We start from the raw sequence: 22,660 nt of genomic DNA, 5'->3' as shown, positions 1-22,660 counted from the left end.
TTCAGCCCGAAGCGGACCTACAAAATCCGACTTTGCAATTCTCGTGTTGCGGACAAGTTAGGCCGCGTACTGCCAAGGTCTCAGCGTCGATAGCCACTGAACTCTGACAGTGGCTCCGCAACTACAATTGCTTAACACAAACTGTGCGCCAAAGACTGTTGCCAAGCTCTGTTTCAGTTCACTTTGCCTGACAACGTTTGTGTCGGCAGTTGTCCAAAGAGTGCTCTGTAGTCTCGCGCGAACTGACCCATGTGCCAAAATCCGTAAGCGTTTGCGATGTCCGATATACTCTCCTCTGGCGAGCAGGACACCAGTTCATGGCGCACAGCACCGAGACGGGCTCTTAGATAAAACTGCTTGGGGCTCACCCCATATGTTTCCTGAAACGCGCGACGAAGAGTGCATGCAGATACCTGAATATCTGCACATACTTCACCGATTGAAACGTTATCCATCAAATGGGCCCGCATGAACTCAACGGCTTGTTGTGCTAAACGGGTTCTATTTTTACTGTTTCGCCGATCACTCCATTTTTCGCCTACCACCAGCATTTCCAGAAGCTCAAAGATCATATCACTCTCTTCACTATCAGAGCTTGGTCCGGCCGCTGATCCAATTAGAAAGCGCGCTTTGTTTTTGACTAAGGAATGAAGCTTTCCAGCGTCGCTAACGAAAGATCTTAAAGCGTCATTTCGCACGGTGCTGATATCAAGACCGCAATCGTCGGCGATCCGTTGAGCCCTTCGGATGTTGATGCCAAAGGTCAGGCCTGTGAGCGTTGAATTGCTCACGCCTTCAAAAGGGTCTCCGCTACCAAAATTCATCCGAGCGGTGTCTGAGGGTGAGCCGTTAAGCCAAGTCCGTACACTCCCTTTGTCTGGTAAGCCAAACGCTAGAATGTCAGGGCGAGAAACACCAGTTTGGTACACAGTCTTATCAAACGACAAATCAATCATTTGAAGGTCAAGACCTGCCCAAACGGATACCGAAGAGTTCATAGTTCCCTCCTCAATTTGGCGTAGCTCAACATCCCATTGGGACAGCTCGCGGAATTGCGAAGGGTCCTGCAAAAAAAGTGTGTTTGGGGCGCAGGTTTTTTTGGGGGCTGATCGTTTTTTGATGTCGTCCATTCCGCCCCGCAGGTAGTTTTCATGAAATGTTATTCGAATATGTAGGCTTGGACAATTGCAAGACAAAGCAGACAAATCGAGAGGGAAGAGGTTCGGACGCCCATCGTTGCCTGACGATACTGCGCGCACCGAACGCGTCGTAACGCTGCTAACCAAAAGCGAAAAAGAGTTGTTGCGCTCACAGGCTGAAGACAGCGAACTCTCCCTTTCAACCTTTTGCCATCATCTGATCCTTGAAGGTCTGAAAACAAGTAAATCATGAAACAGGGGTATCTCATGAAATCAAAACTGTTCCTCTCAGCGCTGGTCTTTACCGGCTCCGCTATCACGGCGGCAGCTCAGGACAGCAATATCGTGCATGATGCGGAATACTATGTCCTGAAGCAGCAAAACGAAGCCGTTTGGGTCGAGAACGACGCACAGGTTGACCAACTGCTGGCCGATTTTCGGGAGAAAAACGGAGGGAACCCTCCAAACATCTTCTACATCCTTATTGACGATATGGGTTTTGGCGACATGGGTATGCCCGAGATGAACGCGATACGCGGGTATTCGACGCCCAATATCAACGCGCTCGCAGAGGAAAGCATGCGGTTTGCGCGCATGTATACCGAGCCGTCCTGCACACCGTCGCGGGTCGCCTTCATGACGGGTCGCCAGCCGTATCGCAATGGGATGGGCGATACCGCCGTCGATATTTCAGGTTTTGGCCTTGCCGATGAAGAAGTCACAATTGCCGAAGTTCTGAAATCGGTAGGCTACAACACCTCGCATGTTGGCAAATGGCACATGGGCGACATTCAGGAATCCTGGCCTACTTATCAGGGCTTTGACTACGCTGCGTTCCCCATCCATCAGCAGGGCCAGTTGGCCATCTTCAACGAAGATGCAGCCAAGGAAGAAATCACCATGGCCATAGGGGAAGACAACTACAACTCCAAATACACGCTGGATGATTGGTTTCGCCCTGATCCGGGACACATGATTACCGGCCTCGAAGCTGTTATTGGCGGGGAGGTCCGCGAAGTCCATATGGAACCGGGTGAGAAATGGACCCAGGACAAATATAATGAAATGAACATCCGCTATCAGGCACAGGCGATGGAACAGTTGCGCCTGCTAGCAGAACGGGATGAACCGTTCTTCCTGCAATACTGGCCGCTTGTCCCTCTGTCGACAACGCGCACGACGAGAGAGGCGTTCACGACACCCAACGGCGGTACATTCGTTGAAAGCATGGAAGAGCTGGATGAATGGATCGGGGTCATTCTGAACGAAGTCGATGCGCTGGGGCTTAGGGACAATACCCTGATCGTTTTGATGGGCGACAACGGTCACTTCACCAAATATGCCCCCGGCAGTGGGTTTTCGCCGCTGGTCTTCCGGGGCGGCAAGGCCGATACGTCTGAAGGAGGCGTTCGGGTGGATGCGTTCGCCCGCCTGCCCGGCTTGATCGAGGGAGACTCGATTGTATCTGACATTATTCATATCTCTGATTTGTTCACGTCAATTGCGCGTATCGGCGGAGCGATGGATGCCATCCCCCGCGACCGGATCATTGACGGTGTCGATCAGACGTCCCTGATGTTTATTGGCGATACGCATGGGCGCAGGGATCATGTACTGATCTACTCGATCAATTCGCTGAAAGAGGTGGTAAAGGAACACATCAAACTCAAAGTTCCGGCCAAAGGTGAAAATGCTATCGTGGCCAAGTTCTACAACCTGTTCCGCGACCCCCGCGAAGAACAGAGCGTATCGACCGAGATCGGAGCATGGGCTGGACATGAGTTTAACCGCATTATTGCCCGCCACCTGAAATTTAAGGAAATGTACCCCGATCAACCGGCCGCGACTGGACGTCCCTATGAAGGTATCGTGAACCTTCGTCCTGAAACCGTCGTAGCGGTGGATGCCTTTGTCGCCAAGCGGGACATTCAGCCCGACTAAAAGGTGAAGCTGATAAGAGTAATGCAAGCCCCGCATCAGATAATGATATGTTTGATGTGCGGCTTGGCATCCACAACAAAAATTCTGGAAACAATATGAAAATCCAAGCGCTTGTCCTTGCATTGGCGACTGGCATTGTTGCGGCCCCAGCAATCGCCGATGAAAACGCTTCAAACCCTTTGGCCGCAGTTAATAACACGGACATCCGGTATCAGTATTTTGATTTGGGCAACGGTGCTGACAAGCAGGACGCCTTTATAGATGGCGCATACATGCTGCGGCCTGATCTGAAACTGAAATATGAGTTGCACTACAACTCAACGGATGTGACTGGAACTCGGTTCACTGACTTCGAGAAATTGAGCCTCAAAGCGATCTATTTCCCTTCTCAGAGACCGCTCAACGAAACGTGGGCCATCAAGTCGGCCATTGGTCTGGAGTGGATTCTGGACTTTGGCGACCCGGAAAATGGGATCGGAACCGGGTCCGATCAAATTGCGCCTTTTGGCGGGTTCGCCTTTGCAAACACAAAATCAGGGCTGACGCTGATCCCACTGCTCCAGCATTTTGCTTCATACAATGGCCCGACGGACATAAACCAAACCGCGATGCGGCTGATTGCGCTACAACCGTTTGGCGATGGGTACTGGGCCAAGGCTGACATCAAAGCACCATATGACTGGGAGAACGATGCTTGGCCAGCGACCGCTGAGTTCCAGATTGGCAAGAACCTCAGTCCTGGCATCGCAATTTATGCTGATTTCCTAATCGGTATAGGTTCCGACCGCCCCTACGATAAAGGTGCCGGCTTGGGTTTGCGTTTCAACTACTAGTTCACCCACACCCAACCTCGGCGAAGATCATCTATGTCACAGTCCAGAACTCTGTTCAGCCATTTGTATTCTGCGCCTATCTTGACCCTTCCTGGAACTGCCTTGAGCCAATCCCTGCCCGCGCCGGGTTGGTAGGAAATAAATTGGCGTCACTCGCGCCGCATCATTCTATCTGGTCGCTCCGCTCTGAACTCGGGGAAGACCAACAGTCTCTAGGCGATCCGCTGAGATGGATTTGAACCTTGAAACTGAATCCGTTGTTCGCGCTTCTAATCCCCAGCCAGCGATGCTTAGGCCCAGAGTTCTGAGAAAAGAGACTTCTATTACGATCTGTACCCAAGACTTTGCAAAGTCCGCTGTCTGCGCATAGCCGCCGTCGGTTGATCGCGCAGCATCGGTCACTATGGGCTCGAAGCGGTCCTTCGCTGCACCAAAATCGAACGTCTGATAGTTGGCGCCAATTTTCGAACCTCTCTATAGGAGCACAAAAGGAAAGAGGCTGAACTTTCAACCTCTTTCAACATTTACCTATAGGGCCTTGCCCTTTGGGCGGCCTTTTTTGTTTCGCCCTATGCGCTAGACGTGGGCAGGCGGCGCAACGTGTTCCTTGTACCGCTCCAGCATCAAGCGATACTCGGTCGGCACATCACGTATTGAAAGCAATCCAACGACCTTCCCTCGGCTAAGAACTGGAAGATGTCGGAACCCGCCATCGACCATGACCCTAAGCGCATCCGCCGGACCGCTGTTTACGGACACAACCTGGGGATTGGGCGTCATGATCTCTTGCACCATCGTGTCGGACGTACGCTTGCTTTGGCAAATGCACTTTCGGATGACGTCGCGCTCGCTCAGAATACCTACAAGGGTATCTTCCTCCAAAACCACAAGCGCACCCACGTTCAGGCGATCCAGAACATGACACGCTTTGCGAACGGTCTCGTCAGGCGATGTTTGGGGGATTTCGCGATGTTCGACAATTTGCGCAACAGACTGAATAACCATGATGTAACTCCTAAATAAAACTGCCTCAGAATAGCACAGATTTGCGAAATCCGAGGTTAAATCATTCTCAAAATGCTCATTTCAGGCCGGGAGCAACAGAATTTGGATCAGCGCTGTTTTGCCAGTTCCGCAGCACTGTGAACTGGCGGGACCGGACCACGCAAAAGAACCAGAGCAAGCGCCATGCCGATCAGCGCTGCAATCGCGGTGACCATCATTGCACTTTCAAAAGCGTTGTCCTGCAAGTCCCGCAGAGCCTTTGCCAGTGCTGTTCCGCTCTGAGGTTCCATCGCCGAGATCAACTGCTGGATCTGGCTTGGGGTTCCGTGTGCAAGCGCGTGGGCGAGATCCTCGCGCTGGGCTGAACCGCTGGGCAGCGCGTCGATCACTTCGGACAAGCCTCGTCGGATGGTGATCGCCTCGGCCAAACCGCACACAACCGCGCCCAAAGTTGCGCCGAAATAGAGGCAGGCGTTGATCACACCAGACCCCTGCCCCACATGCGCCTCTGGAAGCAGCCGCAGACCAAGGCGTGGTAGCAACGAAAAACAAATACCCAACCCGACCCCGACCATCATCAGTTTCCACCAAATCTCGCCGTATTGCGTCGTGTTCGTTGTTGCCATCAACAGCAGGAACCCGCAGGCCATCGCACCTAGTCCGATCACGACCGGCCACCGGAAGCTGTAGGGCGCCAGAAACCGCGGCGCCGTGACCGAAATAACGAACATGCTGAGGCTGAGCGGCATGATCGCCAGCCCCGCGCCAACGGGGGAATACCCAAAGGCGTCTGGCGACTGCACGAAAGTATTGAAATAGACAAAGAACCCAAACAGCGTGAAGCCGGTGAAAAACATCCCCGCTGCGGCCATGAAATAGCGTGGATGACGAAAATACCTCAGCTCGATCAACGGATCATCGCTGCGCCGCGCGGCGAGAACGATACCGACAGTAGCCAGTGCTGCGACACCCAACGGCACCAGCGTCATTGGCGTTGTCCAACCGTTGCTTTCCCCGCTACTGAGCGCAAAAGACAACGGCCCGAGAAACAGCAGGATTGCCATGGCCCCCAAGTAATCGAACCGCGCCCCGGCAAGACGCGTGTCCGGGACGAATTTCTGCTTGCTCACTTTCAGGCCAATAACAAAGGCGATCACCAAAAGGATCAGATCGGTTGCGAACACCGCTCGCCAACTGACGTAGTGGGCAAATGCACCGCCGACTATAGGGCCAACGCCAATCGCCAGCCCGACGATCGCGCCCCAGGCGCCTGTCACGCTGGCGCGTTGTTCCTCTGGCGTTGCCGCAGTCAACAGCGACAGAGACGTGCCAAACAGCGCCGCAGCACCCGCCCCTTGCGCGCCGCGCCCAATCAAGAGCATCGCGCCATCTTGCGCGAAAAGGACAAGCGAAGACCCTATGGCAAAGACGATCATGCCAAAGAAGAACACCCCCATCTTGCCCGTGATGTCCCCCAACCGACTGACGATAGTCACCAAGGTGGCGCTGGCGACGGTGTACGTCGCCATGACCCATTGCAGGCCCGACGGTGTCAGATCGAACTCGGCCTTGAGGTTGGGCAGGATGGTCGCAACTGCGGTTGTGTTGAACCCAACGACCATCATGCAGATCGCGGTCATAGCCAGAACGACCCGCGCCCCATCCGGATGTGAATTCGTCTGTGACATCGCTCCGCCCTCAAACCCACCGACGCCTTTGAGACTCCACATCAAGACCTTAGCAGGTTTTTGAGCCAACGCATAACCTCAGATCCAATAGGACAGGGCAAGCGGCAAAACAGCGATCGTTGTCAGCGTTGACACCAGAATGAACCCAGCCACGTCCGGGCCGTATTCCGGCATGTGTTGATCAATGAACAGGTAAGTTGCCACCGATGACGGCATCAGGCAGCACAGGATAACCGCCCCGCGCTCAGCCCCGGTAAAGCCGAATGCCCAGACCAGCGTGGTCGCAATCGCAATCGCCATAATCAGGTGCAGCACAGTCAGGATCACGGCGCGGCCAAGGCGTTGTACCTGAAGGCTCGCCAGTGTGTGACCCAGAGTCAAAAGCATCAGTGGGATGGAAAGACCGCCGAGAATGTCAAACGACTTGGCCACAGGTTGCGGCAGACTGTACCCCGTCGCCATCAGCACCAGTGAAACGATCACCGCGTAGATGATCGGGGACGTGGCCAGCTTTTTCGGTGAAAACTCACCAGCCGGAATCCACATGCCCAGGGTGAAGATGCTGATCAGGACGACGACCACAAACCCCATCGTGTACGCCATCCCGGCATCGCCCAGCGCCAAAAGCGTGATCGGCAGGCCGATATTGCCGACATTGCCGTGCATCAAAGGCGTCAGGAACGCGCGAACCGGCAAGCGCATGGCCCTAAGAGCCACAAACCCCAGCACGCCAAAGCCCGCGATCGCCAGCGCCGCCGCAGCCATCACGTCCAGGAATGTCCCCACCGCGATCTTTGTCGTTGAAAGGTGCGAGATGATCAGCGTCGGATACCCGACACGAGACACGATCCCGCCAATGACCTTGTTGTCGAACGGGGCTTTGAACAACGCCAGACTATACCCGATCCCGGCGCAGATCAGCACAGGCAGGACCACGTTCAGCACGTTTAGAAACAGATGGTCCACCGCAAGCCCCTGATCCAATTTCGTAATTCGGACAGTGAAACAGGTGGTTGAGTTTGGCAAGCGTGCGACCAAACCCTGCCCTGAGATTTCAGCAACAGCGAATTTTATTGAGCACCGACTGTGTTTCGGGTTCTTCCCTTCCCAGCTTCCACAACATATAGTGTTTTTCAACAACGTGTGGTCAAACACGGCGGGACGTGGGAATACAGGTATGGCACATATCATCGTAGTGGGGAACGAGAAGGGCGGCGCAGGCAAGTCTACCGTTTCAATGCACGTCGCCACAGCGCTGGCACGGCTGGGGCATAAGGTCAGCACGCTGGACCTTGATCTTCGGCAACGCAGCCTTGGACGCTATTTTGAAAATCGCGCCAATTTCCTGAAAAACTCGGACCTGACCCTGCCGACACCGCGCCACCACGACCTGCCCGAGATTGACGCGACCAAGTTGAAACCGGGCGAGAATATCTATGACCATCGTCTATCTGCCGCGGTTGCCGAGCTGGAAAGCGACAGCGATTTCATCCTGATTGACTGCCCCGGCTCGCATACACGCCTCAGCCAGGTGGCGCATTCTCTGGCCGATACGCTAATCACCCCGCTGAACGACAGTTTCATCGACTTTGACCTGCTGGCTCGGATTGACTCAAAGGGCGAAAAAATCCTCGGCCCGTCGGTATATTCCGAGATGGTCTGGAACGCCCGTCAGTTGCGCGCGCAGGCTGGTCTGAAACCGATCGACTGGGTAGTTGTGCGCAACCGTGTGGGTACGCAGCGCATGGTCAACAAAGAAAAGATGCAGCGCGCGATCGAGATGCTGTCGCAACGCATCGGGTTCCGCGTCGCCTCGGGCTTTTCCGAACGCGTGATCTTCCGCGAGTTGTTCCCGCGCGGGCTGACCCTGCTGGACCTCAAGGATATCGGGGTCAAGCAGCTCAATATCTCGAACATCGCCGCGCGTCAGGAACTGCGCGACATGATGAAAGAGCTAAACCTGCCGGGGGTCGAGATCGACTTTTAACCGTTATACACGGTAAACAGTTCTTTCGGTTCCGGCACGCCACGCAGCATGTAACGCCCGACCGAGATCAAATCCTGACTGCACGGCATGGCCGCCTGCGCTACATCGTCTGAAATCAGAATACGCTGCCCCAGTGACCGGTGCATTCCCGCAATCCTTGCAGTCTGATTCACGGCCGGTCCGATCACGGTGAAATCAAGCCGGCTTTCCGACCCGATATTGCCGTACAAAATCTCACCTGCATGCAGGGCCAGCGTGAAATTGGCGACCGGAAGACCGGCGGCGCTGCGCTCCTCGTTCAACAGCCTGATCCTCTCTTGCAGCACAGGCACCGCTTTCAAAGCCGCGCGCGCGTCTTCGTCAATTTCGCCCACGTCGAACATCGCCATCAGCCCGTCGCCCATAAACTTCAGGATGTTTCCGTCATTGTCATGCACCACCCCGACGGCCACTGCCAGATAGTCATTCAGCATGTCGATGATCTCGCTGCCCGGCAACTCTTCGGACAGGCTGGTGAACCCCTCCAGATCAAAGTTCCAGATCACAGCATCAATCTGCTGCAGAGAGCCGCGCCGAATTTCGCCCGAAAGAACACGGCGACCGGCTTCGCGGCCCAGATAGACACGCATCAGATCCTCGGAAACCCGAGCGTTCGACGCCGATTTCAGCGCCAAACCCAGATGGGGCAATGCAGTGTTGATCAGTTCCAGATCGCCGTCACGAAACCCGTCCTGAGCATTCGACGTCCAGGACAGCAACACACCATCCACGGCTTTCTTGGCGTCCCGCGGCGCGTTGTGCGTCGGGACGTCGAACGTCACACCCCGCGCATAATATTCGGTCGCCCCATTCTCTCTGAGCTCATTGATCAGTGGAAACCGGCTGGGTTCGTTCTGATCCACCATGCGTTCGTGCACAACTTCGACATCATCGTTGAGAATGGCAAAAAGCGGGCTTTTCTGCCAATCCTCGCTGACATTTTCCGAATACTCGAACTTCTGATAATCCCCGCCACGCCCCTGGTACCAGCTATACCCCGTACCGCCGTAAACCGGGTGCAGCGCGGATTGTGCCGCGTGAAACCGCATCAAGGGCACGCCCATATCAATAAGCCGCGTGCAGTACCCGTCCAGAAGTTCTTCCTTTTCGGCACCGGCAAGCCCACGCGATACCAGCCAATTGATAAGATCGTTCGTTTTCGCCGCGTTGGGGTCCGGGGCTGTCATGTCAATATCCTGCGTCCACTCAGGGTGTCATCTGGGGTCACCTAGCGTAAATTACCAGTGGTCAATCCATATGCGCCAGCCGTCCAAGCATTTTGCGCAGCAAGGCAACCTCATCCTCTTGAAACATCCCCGCCAACTTGGTGTCGTATCTCTGCGCGATTTCGCACAGTTCGCGATAAACAGTCTGCCCGGTAGCCGTTAGCGTCAACTGCTCGACCCGGCGATCTGATTGGCTCCGAGTGCGCGCAAGGTATCTGCGCTGCTCTAGTTTGCTGACCGCACGGCTGATCTTGGTCTTGTGAATCCGCGCCCGCGTTCCGATCTCTTTCGCGGTCATCTCACCGTAATTGCCCAAGTGAAACAGAACGCGCCATTCGGTGCGCAACATTCCGTACCGATCCTTATAGGCCCGCTGAAACTCTAACGAGCTTTCCTCGGCCGCCCGGTTCAGCAGATAGGGCAGGAAAACCCGCAGATCAAATTCATCTTTTTTGTCGGATTCCGTGTTCGTCATGCTTGTTAGTTACAAAATCAACTATTATCGGACAAGCAGCAAATGGAGGAACACGGGATGAATCGTCCGACGGATCCGCACAGCCTGACACAAGCCAGCAGCCCGGTGGGGACGCACGAAGGCTATATGCCCGGCTTTGGCAATGACTTTGAAACCGAGGCTCTGCCCGGCGCTTTGCCCCAAGGGATGAACAGTCCGCAGCGCTGTAATTACGGGCTGTATGGCGAGCAACTCAGCGGCACCGCCTTTACAGCCAATCCACCCGAGAGGACGTGGTGCTATCGTATCCGACCTTCGGTGAAACATTCGCATCGCTACGAAAAGATCGACCTGCCCTATTGGAAATCCGCACCTTACGTCGATCCTGATGTGATCAGTCTGGGCCAGTACCGCTGGGACGCGGTTGCCCATTCAGACGAAGGGCTGACGTGGCTGACCGGGATGCGCACCATGACCTCGGCTGGCGACGTGAACACGCAGGTGGGCATGGCCAGCCATATCTATCTGGTCACCGAATCCATGGTGGATGACTACTTTTTCTCAGCCGATTCCGAGCTTCTGGTGGTGCCGCAGGAAGGCCGCCTGCGCTTTGCGACCGAATTGGGGATCATTGACCTAGAGCCGAAAGAGATCGCCATCATCCCGCGTGGCTTGCTGTACCGGGTTGAGGTTCTGGAAGGTCCCGCGCGTGGGTTTGTCTGCGAAAACTACGGGCAAAAGTTTGAACTGCCCGGGCGTGGTCCGATCGGCGCCAACTGCATGGCCAATCCGCGCGACTTCAAGGCCCCCGTCGCAGCGTTTGAGGACCGAGAGGTTCCCTCGACCGTCACCGTCAAATGGTGCGGACAGTTCCATACAACGAAGATCGGTCAAAGCCCGCTGGACGTGGTCGCTTGGCATGGCAACTACGCGCCTTACAAATATGACCTGCGCACGTATTGCCCAGTCGGAGCGATCCTGTTCGACCACCCCGATCCGTCGATCTTTACCGTGCTGACGGCCCCATCAGGTCAGCCCGGCACGGCCAATATCGACTTTGTCCTGTTCCGCGAGCGCTGGATGGTGGCCGAGGACACGTTCCGCCCGCCGTGGTACCACAAGAACATCATGTCCGAGCTGATGGGCAATATCTACGGCCAGTACGACGCCAAACCGCAGGGCTTTGTTCCCGGCGGCATGAGCCTGCACAACATGATGCTGCCTCACGGACCAGACCGCGAGGCGTTCGACAAGGCGTCGAATTCCAACCTTGGGCCGGACAAGCTGGACAACACCATGTCCTTCATGTTCGAAACCCGGTTCCCTCAGCATCTGACCCCATTCGCAGCAAATGAAGCCCCGTTGCAGGATGACTACATTGACTGCTGGACCTCTCTTGAGAAAAAGTTCGACGGTACGCCGGGGAAAAAGTGATGGATGGAGGATACATAGTCATAGCCGTGTTCTCAGGCATTTTCGGGTTGTCGATTTGGGCATTGCGCGGACGCTGGAACGGAAAGCGCGACCACTACAGGCACAACCCAATGCCCGGCCATCGCCAAGCGGGTTCTTCCGGCGGGGCCGATCCCAGCGGCGATTGAAAGATGGAAAACAGGAACATGTGGTACACCATTTCCCAGAGCCACATCCTCAAAGACGACAAAGACAACAAGGATCAAAGATGCCTTTAATGACATCCTGGGTGGCCTCGGCCAATGACGCCCACCACCCTTTTCCGCTGAACAACCTGCCTTATGGCGTGTTCTCGACCGACGGCGATGAACCGCGCTGCGGGGTGGCGATCGGAGACATGATCTTTGATGTCACAGCCGCAGAAGCCGAAGGATTGATCCAGTTGGCGGACGAGCCGCTGTTCGACCTGCCCTTCTGGAACCCGCTGATGGAACAAGGCCCGGCTGTCTGGGCCGCGTTGCGAGACCGGCTAACAGACCTTCTGGCCGAGGGCAGCGAGGCACGGTCCGACATTGAACACCTTCTGGTCGCTCAAAGCGACGCCGAAATGCATATGCCCGTCGCCGTCAGCGAATACACCGATTTCTACGCCGGTCGGCATCACGCGCAGAATGTCGGCACCATGTTCCGTGGCCCTGAAAACGCGCTGCCGCCGAACTGGTTGCACATTCCGATTGGCTATAACGGCCGCGCGTCTTCGGTGGTGGTTTCCGGCACCGACATCCGCCGCCCTTGGGGTCAGTTGAAATCGCCCGACCACGACCGCCCGGCCTTTCTGCCCAGCCGCCGCTTCGACATCGAACTGGAAATGGGCGCGCTTGTTGGCACGCCTTCGGACGGGCCGATCACGGTGGAGGAAGCCGACAATAACATCTTTGGCTATGTCCTGCTGAACGACTGGTCCGCACGCGATATTCAAGCGTGGGAATACCAGCCTCTTGGGCCGTTTCAGGCCAAGGCCACGGCCACATCCATCAGCCCCTGGATCGTCACCAAAGCGGCGTTGGAGCCGTTCCGATGCGATACCCCTGCGCGAGAATTCGAGCTGCTGGATCACCTGAAAGACTGCGGCCCGATGCTGTATGACATTGATCTGTCGGTAACGATGGCCCCCGAGGGGAAGCCCGCCACAACAATCGCCAGAACGAATTACAAAGAGATGTACTATTCCTCGGCGCAGCAACTGGCCCATCACTCGACCTCGGGCTGCCCGATGAACACAGGCGATTTGCTGGGGTCGGGCACGATCTCAGGACCAACAAATCCCGAGCGCGGCTCGCTTCTGGAGCTGAGCTGGGGCGGGAAAGAACCGCTTATGCTGGACACGGGCGAAACCCGCACCTTCATCGAGGACGGCGACACCCTGACCCTGACCGGTGAGGCCAAGGGCGAAGGGTATACAATCGGGTTTGGTGACTGCGTGGGTACGGTTTTACCTGCACTGCAAGACCCTTACGGGCGCTAACCCGTGACGGCGAACCCCATATATGTCGGATATATCGCGATGAGCCTGGACGGGTTCATCGCTGATCCCGATGGCAGTGTGGACTGGCTGAACCCGTTCAACGAAGCCTTATCCTCGGACGGGGGTGACGGGGGCTATGGGGACTTCATCGCATCCATTGACGCCCTGATCATGGGCCGCGCCACATATGAACAGGTTCTTGGTTGGGGCTGGCCATATGGCGAACGGCCAGCATATGTGATGACCCGGCAAAAGAAGCTCAATGGCGAACATATCGCCGCTTCGGGCAGCATCGAGTCCCTGGAAACTGCCATTTTGAAAGCCGGGCATAAAAGAGTCTGGATTCTTGGCGGCGGCAAAACGCAACGCGCAGCGATTGACGCCGGTATATTCGATACGCTTCGTGTCTTCATCATGCCAACCCTGCTTGGTCAGGGATTGCCCTGTTTTGCTCCCGGAAAACAGCACAATCTGACGCTCATGGAAGTCTCGAAACAGCCGGGCGGCATTCTGCAAATCGACTACAGTGTAAAAGGTTGAACGATGACCAAAGCTTTCGCGTCCCAAGGGGACATGTCGGAAAAGAAAATCTCGTTTACCGAGGTCGGCGAAGGTTTGTATGCCTTCACCGCCGAAGGTGATCCGAACTCCGGTGTCATCATCGGCGACGACAGCGTCATGATTGTCGAAGCGCAGGCGACGCCGCGTCTAGCGAACAAGGTCATCGAATGCGTGCGCTCGGTCACGGACAAACCCATTACCCATGTCGCGCTGACCCACTATCACGCTGTCAGGGTTCTAGGTGCCAGCGCCTTCGGTGCTCAACAGATCATCATGTCCGACATGGCCCGCGCGATGGTCGTGGAGCGTGGGCAAGAGGACTGGGACAGCGAATTCCAGCGTTTCCCCCGCCTGTTCGAGGGGCACGAAAGCATCCCCGGTCTGACATGGCCTACCACCACCTTCAGCGACACGATGACCGTCTATCTGGGCAACCGCCGGGTTGATCTGATGCATCTGGGCCGCGCACACACGGCGGGCGACATCGTGATCCACGTGCCCGATCAGAACGTGATGTTTACCGGTGACATCGTCGAATATCACTCGGCCTGCTACTGCGGCGACGGGCATTTCGGCGACTGGGGCGACACGCTGGACGAAATCAAGTGGTTCGATGTTGACGCGATTGCGCCGGGTCGCGGGGACGCTCTGGTAGGCAAAAGCATGGTGAATGCTGCCATCGAGAACACACGCGACTTTGTGGACAGCACCTATCGCCCGGCAGCCAGGGTTGCAGCGCGCGGTGGTTCCCTGAAAGAAGCGTGGGACGCCGTTCGCGCCGAGTGCGATCCCAAATTCTCGGACTACGCGATTTACGAACACTGCCTGCCGTTCAACGTCGCCCGCGCCTATGACGAGGCGCGCGGCATCGACACCCCGCGCATCTGGACCGCGCAGCGCGATCTTGAGATGTGGGAAGCGTTGCAGGGTTAGGGACATAGCGTCGCATTTGATCCAGATCGTTTTGCGCGGGAAAAATCAGTGAAACCATTGGGAAAGACCACTGGGTTGGCCAGCCCAGAGGCCAAGGACTTGCGTCGCAGGGAGCCAAAGCATCGGGGAGAGAACCCATGAACAAGATTTTTGAAACGCCGCTTTACGCGTATGACCGTAGCCCGGATCAAGATGCCGCCACTCCGGTGCGTCACAAGGTGATTGTCATTGGTGCCGGGCCAGTGGGTCTGGCGGCCGCGATTGACCTGGCCCAACGTGGGGTCGAGGTCGTAGTGCTGGATGAAAACGACAAGGTCAGCTTTGGCAGCCGCGCGATTTGCTTTTCTCAACGCACACTGGACATCGCAGATCGGTTAGGTAGCGGCCTTCCCATGGTCGAGACAGGCGTCCAGTGGGACGCGGGTAAAGTTTTCTTCGATAACCGCAAGGTCTACGAGTTCAATCTTCAACCTGAAAAGGGCTATGCCAACCCCGCCTTCATCAACCTGCAACAATATCACCTTGAGAGGATCTTGGTCGATCGGGTGCGGGCGCTTCAGGCGGACGGCGCTCCGATCGAAATCCGTGGACGAAACAAAGTCGAGGCCATCGGCACCCATGACGACCACGTAAAGCTTGAAGTCGAAACTCCCGAAGGTCCGTATAACGTCGAAGCCGACTGGCTGATCGCTTGTGACGGCGCACATTCTCCAACCCGCCGGATGTTGGGGCTGGATTTCGACGGTCGCGTGTTCGAGGACAACTTCCTGATCGCCGACGTGGTGATGGAGGCCGATTTTCCCTCGGAACGTTGGTTCTGGTTTGACCCGCCCTTCAACCGGGGCCAATCCGCCCTGCTGCACAAGCAGCCCGACAATGTCTGGCGCATTGACCTGCAATTGGGTTGGGATATCGACAAAGAGCGCGAGAAAAGGCCGGAAAACGTGATCCCGCGCCTCAAGGCCATGTTGGGCGAGGATGTCGTATTCGATCTGGAATGGGTGTCCATCTACACCTTCCAATGCCGCCGGATGGAGCGCTTTCGGTACGGTCGCGTCCTCTTTGCCGGGGACAGCGCCCATCAGGTCAGCCCATTTGGTGCCCGTGGCGCCAATTCCGGTATTCAGGACACGGACAACCTGTGCTGGAAGATGAAACTGGTGATCGACGGGCAAGCCCCGGAGTTGCTGCTGGACAGCTACAGCCGCGAACGTGTGCAAGCGGCAGATGAGAACATCAGCATGTCCACGCGCTCGACCGATTTCATCACGCCCAAGTCCGAGATGTCGCGCCTGCTGCGCGATGCGGTTCTGGATCTTAGTGAGCATTACGAATTTGCCCGCCCACTGGTGAATTCCGGACGGTTGAGTACACCCTGCGTATATGAAGGGTCTTCCCTGAACTCGGCTGATGCGCTGAACGGACCGGACATCACCAGACCCGGCTCAGCCTGTCCGGACGCGCCGCTGGGCGACGAATTTCTTCTGCCCAAACTGGCAGATAAGTTCACCCTTCTGACGATCGACGCGGACGCGCCCGACAGCCTCGAGGAAGGCGAGGTCGAGGCGACGCGGTTGGCGCTTTCGGTCAAAGACGACCTGACGCTGGAGTTGAAACGCCGGTATCTGGGCGACGCAACCAGCGCAGTCTATCTGATCCGACCGGATCAGCACGTGGCCGCCCGTCGTGACAATTTTGAAGAAAACGCGTTCCGGCAGGCCATCCGCCGCGCAACCGGTAAGGAGTAATCGAGATGACCGATCTGATCCTCACCCCTAATCTGGACAGCGCCGGCGACTTCTACGCCGGGTTGCTGGCCGCCCATGAAGGCTTGGACAAAGCCGACTGCGATGCGTTTAACGCGCGGTTGGTCTTACTGCTGGCAAATCACATCGGCGATGCGGATGTGTTGTCACAAGCATTGAAAGCAGCCAAGCTGCAAGGCAACTGACAAACGCGGGAGGCACGGATGAGCGGCGTGGTGCTGTACGACTACTGGCGATCTTCGGCCAGTTACCGCGTGCGGATCGCGCTGCATCTTGCCGGAATAGCATTTCAGGCGGTTTCGATTGATCTGGTAGCGGGCGAGCACAGGTCCAACACGCATCTGGCCCGCAACCCGCAGGGATTGGTTCCTGTCCTTGAAATAGACGGGCTTCGGCTGACGCAATCCATGGCGATCATAGATTATCTGGATCAGACTAGGGGGCTGAGTTTTTTGCCGGGTGAAGCAGCGGCTCGGGCCAAAGCTATGGCCTTGGCGCACTCTATCGCCGTGGACCTGCACCCGGTCTGCAACCTGTCGGTTGCCCGTCACGCCACCGAGTTAAGCGGTAGCTCGCAAGAGATGCCCGGCGACTGGATGCGCCATTTCATCCGCCCGGGCCTGCTGGCTTTTGAATCCCTGCTGGGTGATTTCCAGCAAACCCCCTATTGCACTGGGCCGCAGCCGGGGCTGGCCGATCTGTGCCTGATGCCTCAGATGTACAACGCGCGCCGCTGGAAAGTCGACCTGACTGGATTGCCACGCATTCTGAGCATAGAGGCAGCCTGCGCAAGACACCCGGCATTCGCCGCAGCCCACCCCGATCAGTACGCTCCTTCCTGATACGCCGCACAGAGTCTGTGTGTCGGCGCAAATAGGAATTGGCACCGTGTTTGCCTACCTTCTTTGAAACGGAAGAAGGAGGCGCCAGTGCCCGAGATCACCGGCTATCACACCCATGTCTATTTCGATGCCGACACGCAAGAGACCGCCCAGCAGGTCTGTGAAGAAGCCGCTCGACTTTTCCCGGCTGCAATGGGGCGGATGCACGCGCGGAATGTCGGCCCCCACCCGCGCTGGAGTTGCCAGTTGGCCTTCGCCGCAGACGCCTTTGATCAGGTCATCCCGTGGCTGATGCTGAATCGGAATGGGTTGACCATCTTCACCCACCCCGAGACCGGCCAGCATCTTGAGGATCACCGGGACCGCGCCATCTGGATGGGCGAGATGCTTGAGCTGGACCTGTCTATGTTTGACAAGACGGCGCGTTAGCCAAGCGCCTTTGCTTGATCGCGCAATTTGAACTTCTGAATCTTACCGGTCGATGTCTTGGGCAAGGGTCCGAACACAACGGTCTTGGGTGCTTTGAAATGCGCCATGTTATCTCGGCAGAAGGCAATAATCTCGGCCTCAGTCGCCTGCGCATCTGGTTTCAATTCGACAAAGGCGCAAGGGGTTTCGCCCCATTTTTCATCCGGGCGGGCGACGACTGCGGCCTCCATCACGGCGGGGTGTTTATAAAGGATATCTTCCACCTCGACCGATGAGATATTCTCGCCGCCAGAGATGATGATGTCCTTTGACCGATCCTTTAGCGCGACATAGCCGTCCGGGTGCATGACCCCCAGATCGCCAGAGGCGAACCACCCACCTTTGAACGCCTTATCCGTGGCATCCGGGTTCTTGAGATACCCTTTCATCACCACATTGCCCTGCATGAATATCTCGCCCATCGTCTCACCATCAGCGGGCACCGGCTCCAGCGTTTCGGGATCAGCCACCATCAACCCCGACAGAGCGGTATAACGCACGCCCTGCCGGACCTTCAGCGCCGCGCGCTCATCAGAGGGTTTGTCGTTCCACTCGTCCTTCCACGCGCAGACGACCGATGGGCCATAGGTTTCGGTCAGGCCGTAGACATGAGTGACCTCGATCCCCATCCCCTCCATATTGGCGATCACGGCGGCCGGTGGCGGGGCACCTGCGGTCATCACCTTGATCTGGTGATCGAAATCCTTGAGGTGCTCGGGCGCATTGGCCAACATATTCAGCACGATGGGTGCGCCACAGAAATGGGTGACTTTTTCATCGCGGAAGGCGGCATAAATCGGCTCTGCCCGCACGGCACGCAGACAGACCGAAACGCCCGCATTAGCCGCCATCGCCCAGGGGAAGCACCAGCCATTGCAGTGGAACATCGGCAGGGTCCACAAATAGATCGAGTGCTTGGGCATGTCCCAATCCAGCAGGTCCGACTGCGCATTCAGTGCCGCGCCCCGGTGGTGATACACGACGCCCTTGGGATTGCCTGTGGTGCCCGAGGTGTAGTTCAGAGTAATCGCATCCCATTCGTCATCGGGCAAAGACCACGCGAAATCGGGGGCACCATCGTCCAGCAGGGCGTCATAGGTCAGCGTGCCCAGTTTTTCGCCCCCGTCAAAACTGGCATCTTCGATATCCACAACCAACAGATCGTGATCGACCTGTTTCAGTGCCTCTTTAACTGCGCCCGAGAACTCTGGGTCGACCAATAGCACTTTGGATTCCGCATGGTTCAGGATGAAGGCGATGATCGGTGCGTCCAGCCGAGTGTTGATCGCGTTCAACACCGCGCCAGTCATCGGGACACCAAAATGCGCCTCGTACATCTCGGGGATGTTGGCGGCGATGATCGAAACCGTGTCGCCTTTTCCAATGCCGCGCGCAGCAAGCGCCCCCGCCAAACGACGACACCGAGCATAGGTTTCGGCCCATGTATAACGGCGCGCACCGTACACAACAGACGGGTAGTCCGGGTAAACCTGCGCCGTCCGCTCAATGAAACTGAGTGGTGACAGCGGCGTATGGTTCGCCCGGCATCGATCCAGATGGCGTTCATAAATGTTGGCTGCGGTCATCGGTTTACCCTCCCTTTGTCTGATCGCGCGACTTGATCACAAAGTTGCCCGGCTGACAAACCCGTAGAAATACGCCGCAGGACTGGACTGGCAATATGGGATGATGCAATCTGGCCCTATCTACCGATGGCCTTTCGCGGTGATCTGAGCCATCGAAATCACAAGGGCCGGAACTTTATCCCGGCATCCTGCGCACCCAAAAAATCTGAAAGGGCATGTCATGGACGGCACGTTCAACGAAAATGATCTTTCCCGCGTGGTCGAGGCTGATCGCGCCCATATCTGGCACCACCTGATCCAGCATAAACCCTTTGAAACCAACGATCCGCGCATCATTGTCGAAGGCAAGGGCATGCGTGTCTGGGACCAGAAGGGTAAAGAACATCTGGATGCCGTCTCGGGCGGGGTCTGGACGGTGAATGTGGGCTATGGACGCGAATCGATCTGTAAGGCCGTGTACGACCAGTTGATGAAACTGTGCTATTTTGCCAACTCTGCCGGGTCAATTCCGGGGTCGATTTTCGCCGAGAAACTGATCAGCAAGATGCCAGGGATGAGCCGCGTCTACTACACCAACTCTGGCAGCGAGGCGAATGAGAAAGCCTTCAAGATGGTCCGGCAGATCGCCCATAAGAAATACGGCGGCAAAAAGACCAAGATCCTGTATCGCGACCGCGACTATCACGGCTCGACCCTGGCGGCGATGTCTGCCGGAGGACAGGACGAGCGCAATGCGCAATATGGTCCCTTCGCACCCGATTTCGTGCGCGTGCCGCACTGCATGGAATACCGCAAGCACGAACTGGACGGTGCCCCTGACGAGAACTTCGGCGAATGGGCAGCCGACCAGATCGAAGCGGTCATTCTGCGCGAAGGTCCAGATACCGTGGGCGCGTTGTGTCTTGAACCCGTGACCGCAGGCGGCGGCGTGATCGAAGCGCCCGAGGGCTACTGGCAACGTGTGCAGGAAATCTGCAAGAAATACGACATCCTTCTGCACATTGATGAGGTTGTCTGCGGCGTCGGGCGCACAGGAACATGGTTCGGGTATCAGCAATATGGGGTGAAACCCGATTTTGTGACCATGGCAAAGGGGGTCGCCTCGGGCTATGCGGCCATTGCTTGCATGGTAACGACCGAAGAAGTCTTTGACCTGTTCAAGGACAATGCTGACGACCCGATGAACTATTTTCGCGATATCTCAACATTTGGCGGCTGCACCGCTGGCCCTGCGGCTGCGATCGAGAACATGCGCATCATCGAGGATGAAAACTTGCTGGGGAATTGCACCGAGATGGGCAATCGCATGATGGGCAACCTGCAAGAGCTGATGGAAAAACACAAAGTCATCGGCGACGTGCGCGGCAAGGGCTTGTTCCTTGGGGCCGAGCTGGTCTCGGACCGGTCTACGCGCGAGCCGGTAGACGAGAAACTGGCCCAAGCCGTTGTCGCCGACTGCATGGCGCAGGGCGTGATCATCGGCGTGACCAACCGCTCGGTTCCCGGCAAGAACAACACGCTGTGCTTCTCGCCTGCGCTGATCGCGACGGCGGATGATATTGACCAGATCACGGATGCGGTCGATGGCGCGTTGAGGCGTGTGTTCGGCTAAGGGCAACCGGTGATTTTCATAGCCTAGATCAGGCAAGCGAATTGACCGAAACCGGCGCATGTTTTGCGCCGGTTTTTTTGCGCTCAATCCCCATTGCACAGATGGCAAACCAGGCCATCAAACAAGGTTGATCTTAAAGTCGAAGTTTTCCTGAAGCTATGTTACATTCTCTTTATCGGATGCTTGCATATGTATTTTCTTTAATAGCGCAAACGTCTTCGCCAAAGTTTTTTGTTTAGGGAGGATCGCAGATGAAAGGTCTGGTGAAAGGGACAGCCACCGTTGTTTTACTAGGCGTCGGTGTCACTGTCGGAACATGGATCGAACGAAACGATTCTTCTCCGGGCGCTATTCTGCAGGGCGCGGTCGACGCTCTAAGTCCCGGAATGGCCTTGGCACAAGATGCAGAGCCAGAGATCTCGCCCATCGCGGTGCGTGATCGTCCGCGCGATGCGTATTATCCGAACACGGAAGACCTGAAGCCTGACGAGATGCGCGTTATCGCGTGTGGAACCGGGATGCCAACAACCCGTGCAGCACAGGCCGCTGCATGTTTTCTTGTAGAGCTTGGAAATGGGGACAAGTTCTTTTTTGACATCGGCTCGGGGTCATCGGAGCGCATTTCGTCGCTGCAAATTCCCTACAATTACCTCGACAAGGTCTTTGTGGGTCACTTGCACACCGACCATTTTGGCGCGTTGCACGAGCTCTTTATTGGTGGTGCCTTGATGGGCCGCAACAGGCCGCTGCGCGTCTGGGGGCCCAGCGGGTCCGTCCCAGAGCTTGGGACAAAGGCTGCCACGGACAGTATGAAAGATATGCTGCTATGGGACCTGAGCGCACGCGTCGGGGCGACCGACCCCCGTGGATACCAGATGGATGTCACTGAATTTGACTACAAAGGTGAAAACCAAGTGATCTATGACGAGAACGGAGTCGTCGTCCGATCATTCCCTGCAATTCACGGCATCGACGGTGCGGTTAGTTTTTCACTGGAATGGAACGGCCTGAAATTCGTCTACAGCTCTGACACATACCCCAACAAGTGGTTTATCGAATATGCCAAGGACGCTGACATCGCGATCCACGAGTGTTTCATCGCAGTTCCTGACATCGTTGGAAAGCTAGGCTTTACCCCCGAATCCGCGCTTGCAGTCGGAACGCAGATACACACCGCGCCTGAAGCGTTCGGGAAAGTGATGTCCGAAATCAAGCCACGGATCGCCGTGGCCTATCATTTCTTCAACGATTTCGACACCGCCGGAGGTGTAGAGGAGCGTATTCGCACGACCTATGACGGACCGCTGAGTTTGGCTGAAGACTTCATGGTATGGAACGTCACCAAAGACGATATCCTTGTACGGATGGCCGTTACCGAAGAACATACCTGGTCACCGCCGTTGTCTGAGCCTCCGATCCCGCCCGGTGAAAATGACCGTCAAACCTTTGCCGAGAACCAAGGAATTCCAGTGGAGTCCGTGGGCTTCTCGGAGTTTATCGAAGGTGGAAAGTGGGACGTGGACGATGCCCTGCGCCCGATCTACGAACAAGCCAGCGAGGCTTTGGGACGCGACTTCCCATATCCTGGTGACTGAACCGGCTTTGACAGTCTTACCTGCGCAAAGAAAAAGGGTCGCTCCTG

General features: G+C 56.5%; 22 protein-coding genes. 15 read left to right on the top strand and 7 right to left on the bottom strand.

Annotated elements, in window-relative coordinates; translation table 11 throughout:
• Positions 1-173: 173 nt before the first annotated feature.
• A complete protein-coding gene (locus ACR0LH_RS17865; protein WP_480721934.1) occupies positions 174-1,130 on the bottom strand; it encodes a helix-turn-helix domain-containing protein in 957 nt (318 codons plus the stop codon).
• A gap of 106 nt (positions 1,131-1,236) precedes the next feature.
• Here ACR0LH_RS17865 and ACR0LH_RS17860 point away from each other — a divergent pair, with 106 nt between their 5' ends.
• The 3 genes from ACR0LH_RS17860 (at position 1,237) to ACR0LH_RS17850 (ending at position 3,913) form a co-directional block, all read left to right on the top strand.
• Positions 1,237-1,392, top strand: a complete 156-nt coding sequence (locus ACR0LH_RS17860) for a hypothetical protein (protein ID WP_170380012.1) — start codon at positions 1,237-1,239, stop codon at positions 1,390-1,392.
• 14 nt (positions 1,393-1,406) lie between these two features.
• Positions 1,407-3,080, top strand: coding sequence for a sulfatase-like hydrolase/transferase (locus ACR0LH_RS17855; protein WP_170617099.1), 1,674 nt, complete (start codon positions 1,407-1,409; stop codon positions 3,078-3,080).
• Between the two features lie 95 nt (positions 3,081-3,175).
• On the top strand, positions 3,176-3,913 hold the full coding sequence (locus tag ACR0LH_RS17850; protein WP_480721933.1) for a hypothetical protein: 738 nt from the start codon (positions 3,176-3,178) through the stop codon (positions 3,911-3,913).
• Positions 3,914-4,489: 576 nt separating this feature from the next.
• On the opposite strand, the gene ACR0LH_RS17845 is transcribed toward ACR0LH_RS17850, so the two are convergent.
• The 3 genes from ACR0LH_RS17845 to ACR0LH_RS17835 form a co-directional block, all read right to left on the bottom strand.
• Entirely contained in the window at positions 4,490-4,918 is a 429-nt protein-coding gene (locus ACR0LH_RS17845) for a CBS domain-containing protein (RefSeq protein ID WP_480721932.1), read from the bottom strand.
• Positions 4,919-5,025: 107 nt separating this feature from the next.
• The gene (locus ACR0LH_RS17840) at positions 5,026-6,606 is read right to left on the bottom strand and encodes an MFS transporter (RefSeq protein ID WP_480721931.1); all 1,581 of its coding nucleotides are present in this window, start codon (positions 6,604-6,606) and stop codon (positions 5,026-5,028) included.
• Positions 6,607-6,684: 78 nt separating this feature from the next.
• Positions 6,685-7,572, bottom strand: a complete 888-nt coding sequence (locus tag ACR0LH_RS17835; protein ID WP_480721930.1) for an AEC family transporter — start codon at positions 7,570-7,572, stop codon at positions 6,685-6,687.
• A gap of 211 nt (positions 7,573-7,783) precedes the next feature.
• Here ACR0LH_RS17835 and ACR0LH_RS17830 point away from each other — a divergent pair, with 211 nt between their 5' ends.
• Positions 7,784-8,593 (top strand): division plane positioning ATPase MipZ, encoded by an 810-nt coding sequence (locus ACR0LH_RS17830; RefSeq protein ID WP_170388145.1) that lies wholly within the window; start codon positions 7,784-7,786, stop codon positions 8,591-8,593.
• Here ACR0LH_RS17830 and ACR0LH_RS17825 read toward each other — a convergent pair.
• Positions 8,590-9,819 (bottom strand): adenylate/guanylate cyclase domain-containing protein, encoded by a 1,230-nt coding sequence (locus tag ACR0LH_RS17825; protein WP_480721929.1) that lies wholly within the window; start codon positions 9,817-9,819, stop codon positions 8,590-8,592. The two genes, ACR0LH_RS17830 and ACR0LH_RS17825, sit on opposite strands and share 4 nt — an antisense overlap.
• Before the next feature lie 61 nt (positions 9,820-9,880).
• Positions 9,881-10,333, bottom strand: a complete 453-nt coding sequence (locus tag ACR0LH_RS17820) for a MarR family winged helix-turn-helix transcriptional regulator (protein ID WP_480721928.1) — start codon at positions 10,331-10,333, stop codon at positions 9,881-9,883.
• Positions 10,334-10,390: 57 nt separating this feature from the next.
• Here ACR0LH_RS17820 and hmgA point away from each other — a divergent pair, with 57 nt between their 5' ends.
• The 9 genes from hmgA (at position 10,391) to ACR0LH_RS17775 (ending at position 17,781) form a co-directional block, all read left to right on the top strand.
• Positions 10,391-11,746 carry a homogentisate 1,2-dioxygenase gene (hmgA, locus tag ACR0LH_RS17815; RefSeq protein WP_480721927.1) on the top strand — a complete coding sequence of 452 codons (1,356 nt, stop codon included), beginning with the start codon at positions 10,391-10,393 and terminating at the stop codon, positions 11,744-11,746.
• Positions 11,746-11,913 (top strand): hypothetical protein, encoded by a 168-nt coding sequence (locus ACR0LH_RS17810; protein ID WP_170388137.1) that lies wholly within the window; start codon positions 11,746-11,748, stop codon positions 11,911-11,913. Before hmgA ends, ACR0LH_RS17810 begins: the two co-directional genes overlap by 1 nt.
• 80 nt (positions 11,914-11,993) lie before the next feature.
• Positions 11,994-13,250: a fumarylacetoacetase gene (gene fahA / locus ACR0LH_RS17805; protein ID WP_480721926.1), complete on the top strand. Its 1,257-nt coding sequence runs from the start codon at positions 11,994-11,996 to the stop codon at positions 13,248-13,250.
• Between the two features lie 3 nt (positions 13,251-13,253).
• Positions 13,254-13,790 (top strand): dihydrofolate reductase family protein, encoded by a 537-nt coding sequence (locus tag ACR0LH_RS17800; protein ID WP_480721925.1) that lies wholly within the window; start codon positions 13,254-13,256, stop codon positions 13,788-13,790.
• A gap of 3 nt (positions 13,791-13,793) precedes the next feature.
• Positions 13,794-14,744, top strand: a complete 951-nt coding sequence (locus ACR0LH_RS17795) for an MBL fold metallo-hydrolase (protein ID WP_170418195.1) — start codon at positions 13,794-13,796, stop codon at positions 14,742-14,744.
• Positions 14,745-14,881: 137 nt separating this feature from the next.
• Entirely contained in the window at positions 14,882-16,492 is a 1,611-nt protein-coding gene (locus tag ACR0LH_RS17790; RefSeq protein ID WP_480721923.1) for an FAD-dependent oxidoreductase, read from the top strand.
• A gap of 5 nt (positions 16,493-16,497) precedes the next feature.
• Complete coding sequence (locus tag ACR0LH_RS17785) at positions 16,498-16,695, top strand: DUF2783 domain-containing protein (protein ID WP_480721921.1); 198 nt, start codon at positions 16,498-16,500, stop codon at positions 16,693-16,695.
• A gap of 18 nt (positions 16,696-16,713) precedes the next feature.
• A complete protein-coding gene (maiA, locus tag ACR0LH_RS17780) occupies positions 16,714-17,352 on the top strand; it encodes a maleylacetoacetate isomerase (RefSeq protein WP_480721919.1) in 639 nt (212 codons plus the stop codon).
• Positions 17,353-17,439: 87 nt separating this feature from the next.
• The gene (locus tag ACR0LH_RS17775; protein ID WP_480721918.1) at positions 17,440-17,781 is read left to right on the top strand and encodes a DOPA 4,5-dioxygenase family protein; all 342 of its coding nucleotides are present in this window, start codon (positions 17,440-17,442) and stop codon (positions 17,779-17,781) included.
• Here ACR0LH_RS17775 and ACR0LH_RS17770 read toward each other — a convergent pair.
• Positions 17,778-19,406, bottom strand: a complete 1,629-nt coding sequence (locus ACR0LH_RS17770) for an acyl-CoA synthetase (RefSeq protein ID WP_480721916.1) — start codon at positions 19,404-19,406, stop codon at positions 17,778-17,780. The two genes, ACR0LH_RS17775 and ACR0LH_RS17770, sit on opposite strands and share 4 nt — an antisense overlap.
• A 220-nt stretch (positions 19,407-19,626) precedes the next feature.
• Between ACR0LH_RS17770 and ACR0LH_RS17765 the strand changes: the two genes are divergently transcribed.
• Positions 19,627-21,018 (top strand): aminotransferase family protein, encoded by a 1,392-nt coding sequence (locus ACR0LH_RS17765; protein ID WP_480721915.1) that lies wholly within the window; start codon positions 19,627-19,629, stop codon positions 21,016-21,018.
• A 251-nt stretch (positions 21,019-21,269) separates the two neighbouring features.
• A complete protein-coding gene (gntH, locus tag ACR0LH_RS17760; RefSeq protein ID WP_170699139.1) occupies positions 21,270-22,613 on the top strand; it encodes a guanitoxin biosynthesis MBL fold metallo-hydrolase GntH in 1,344 nt (447 codons plus the stop codon).
• Positions 22,614-22,660 lie beyond the last annotated feature (47 nt).

This window comes from Ruegeria sp. CL6 (genome assembly GCF_056536465.1).
Note: the sequence above shows the minus strand (reverse complement) of the source record. Positions and strands in the feature narration are given on the sequence as shown.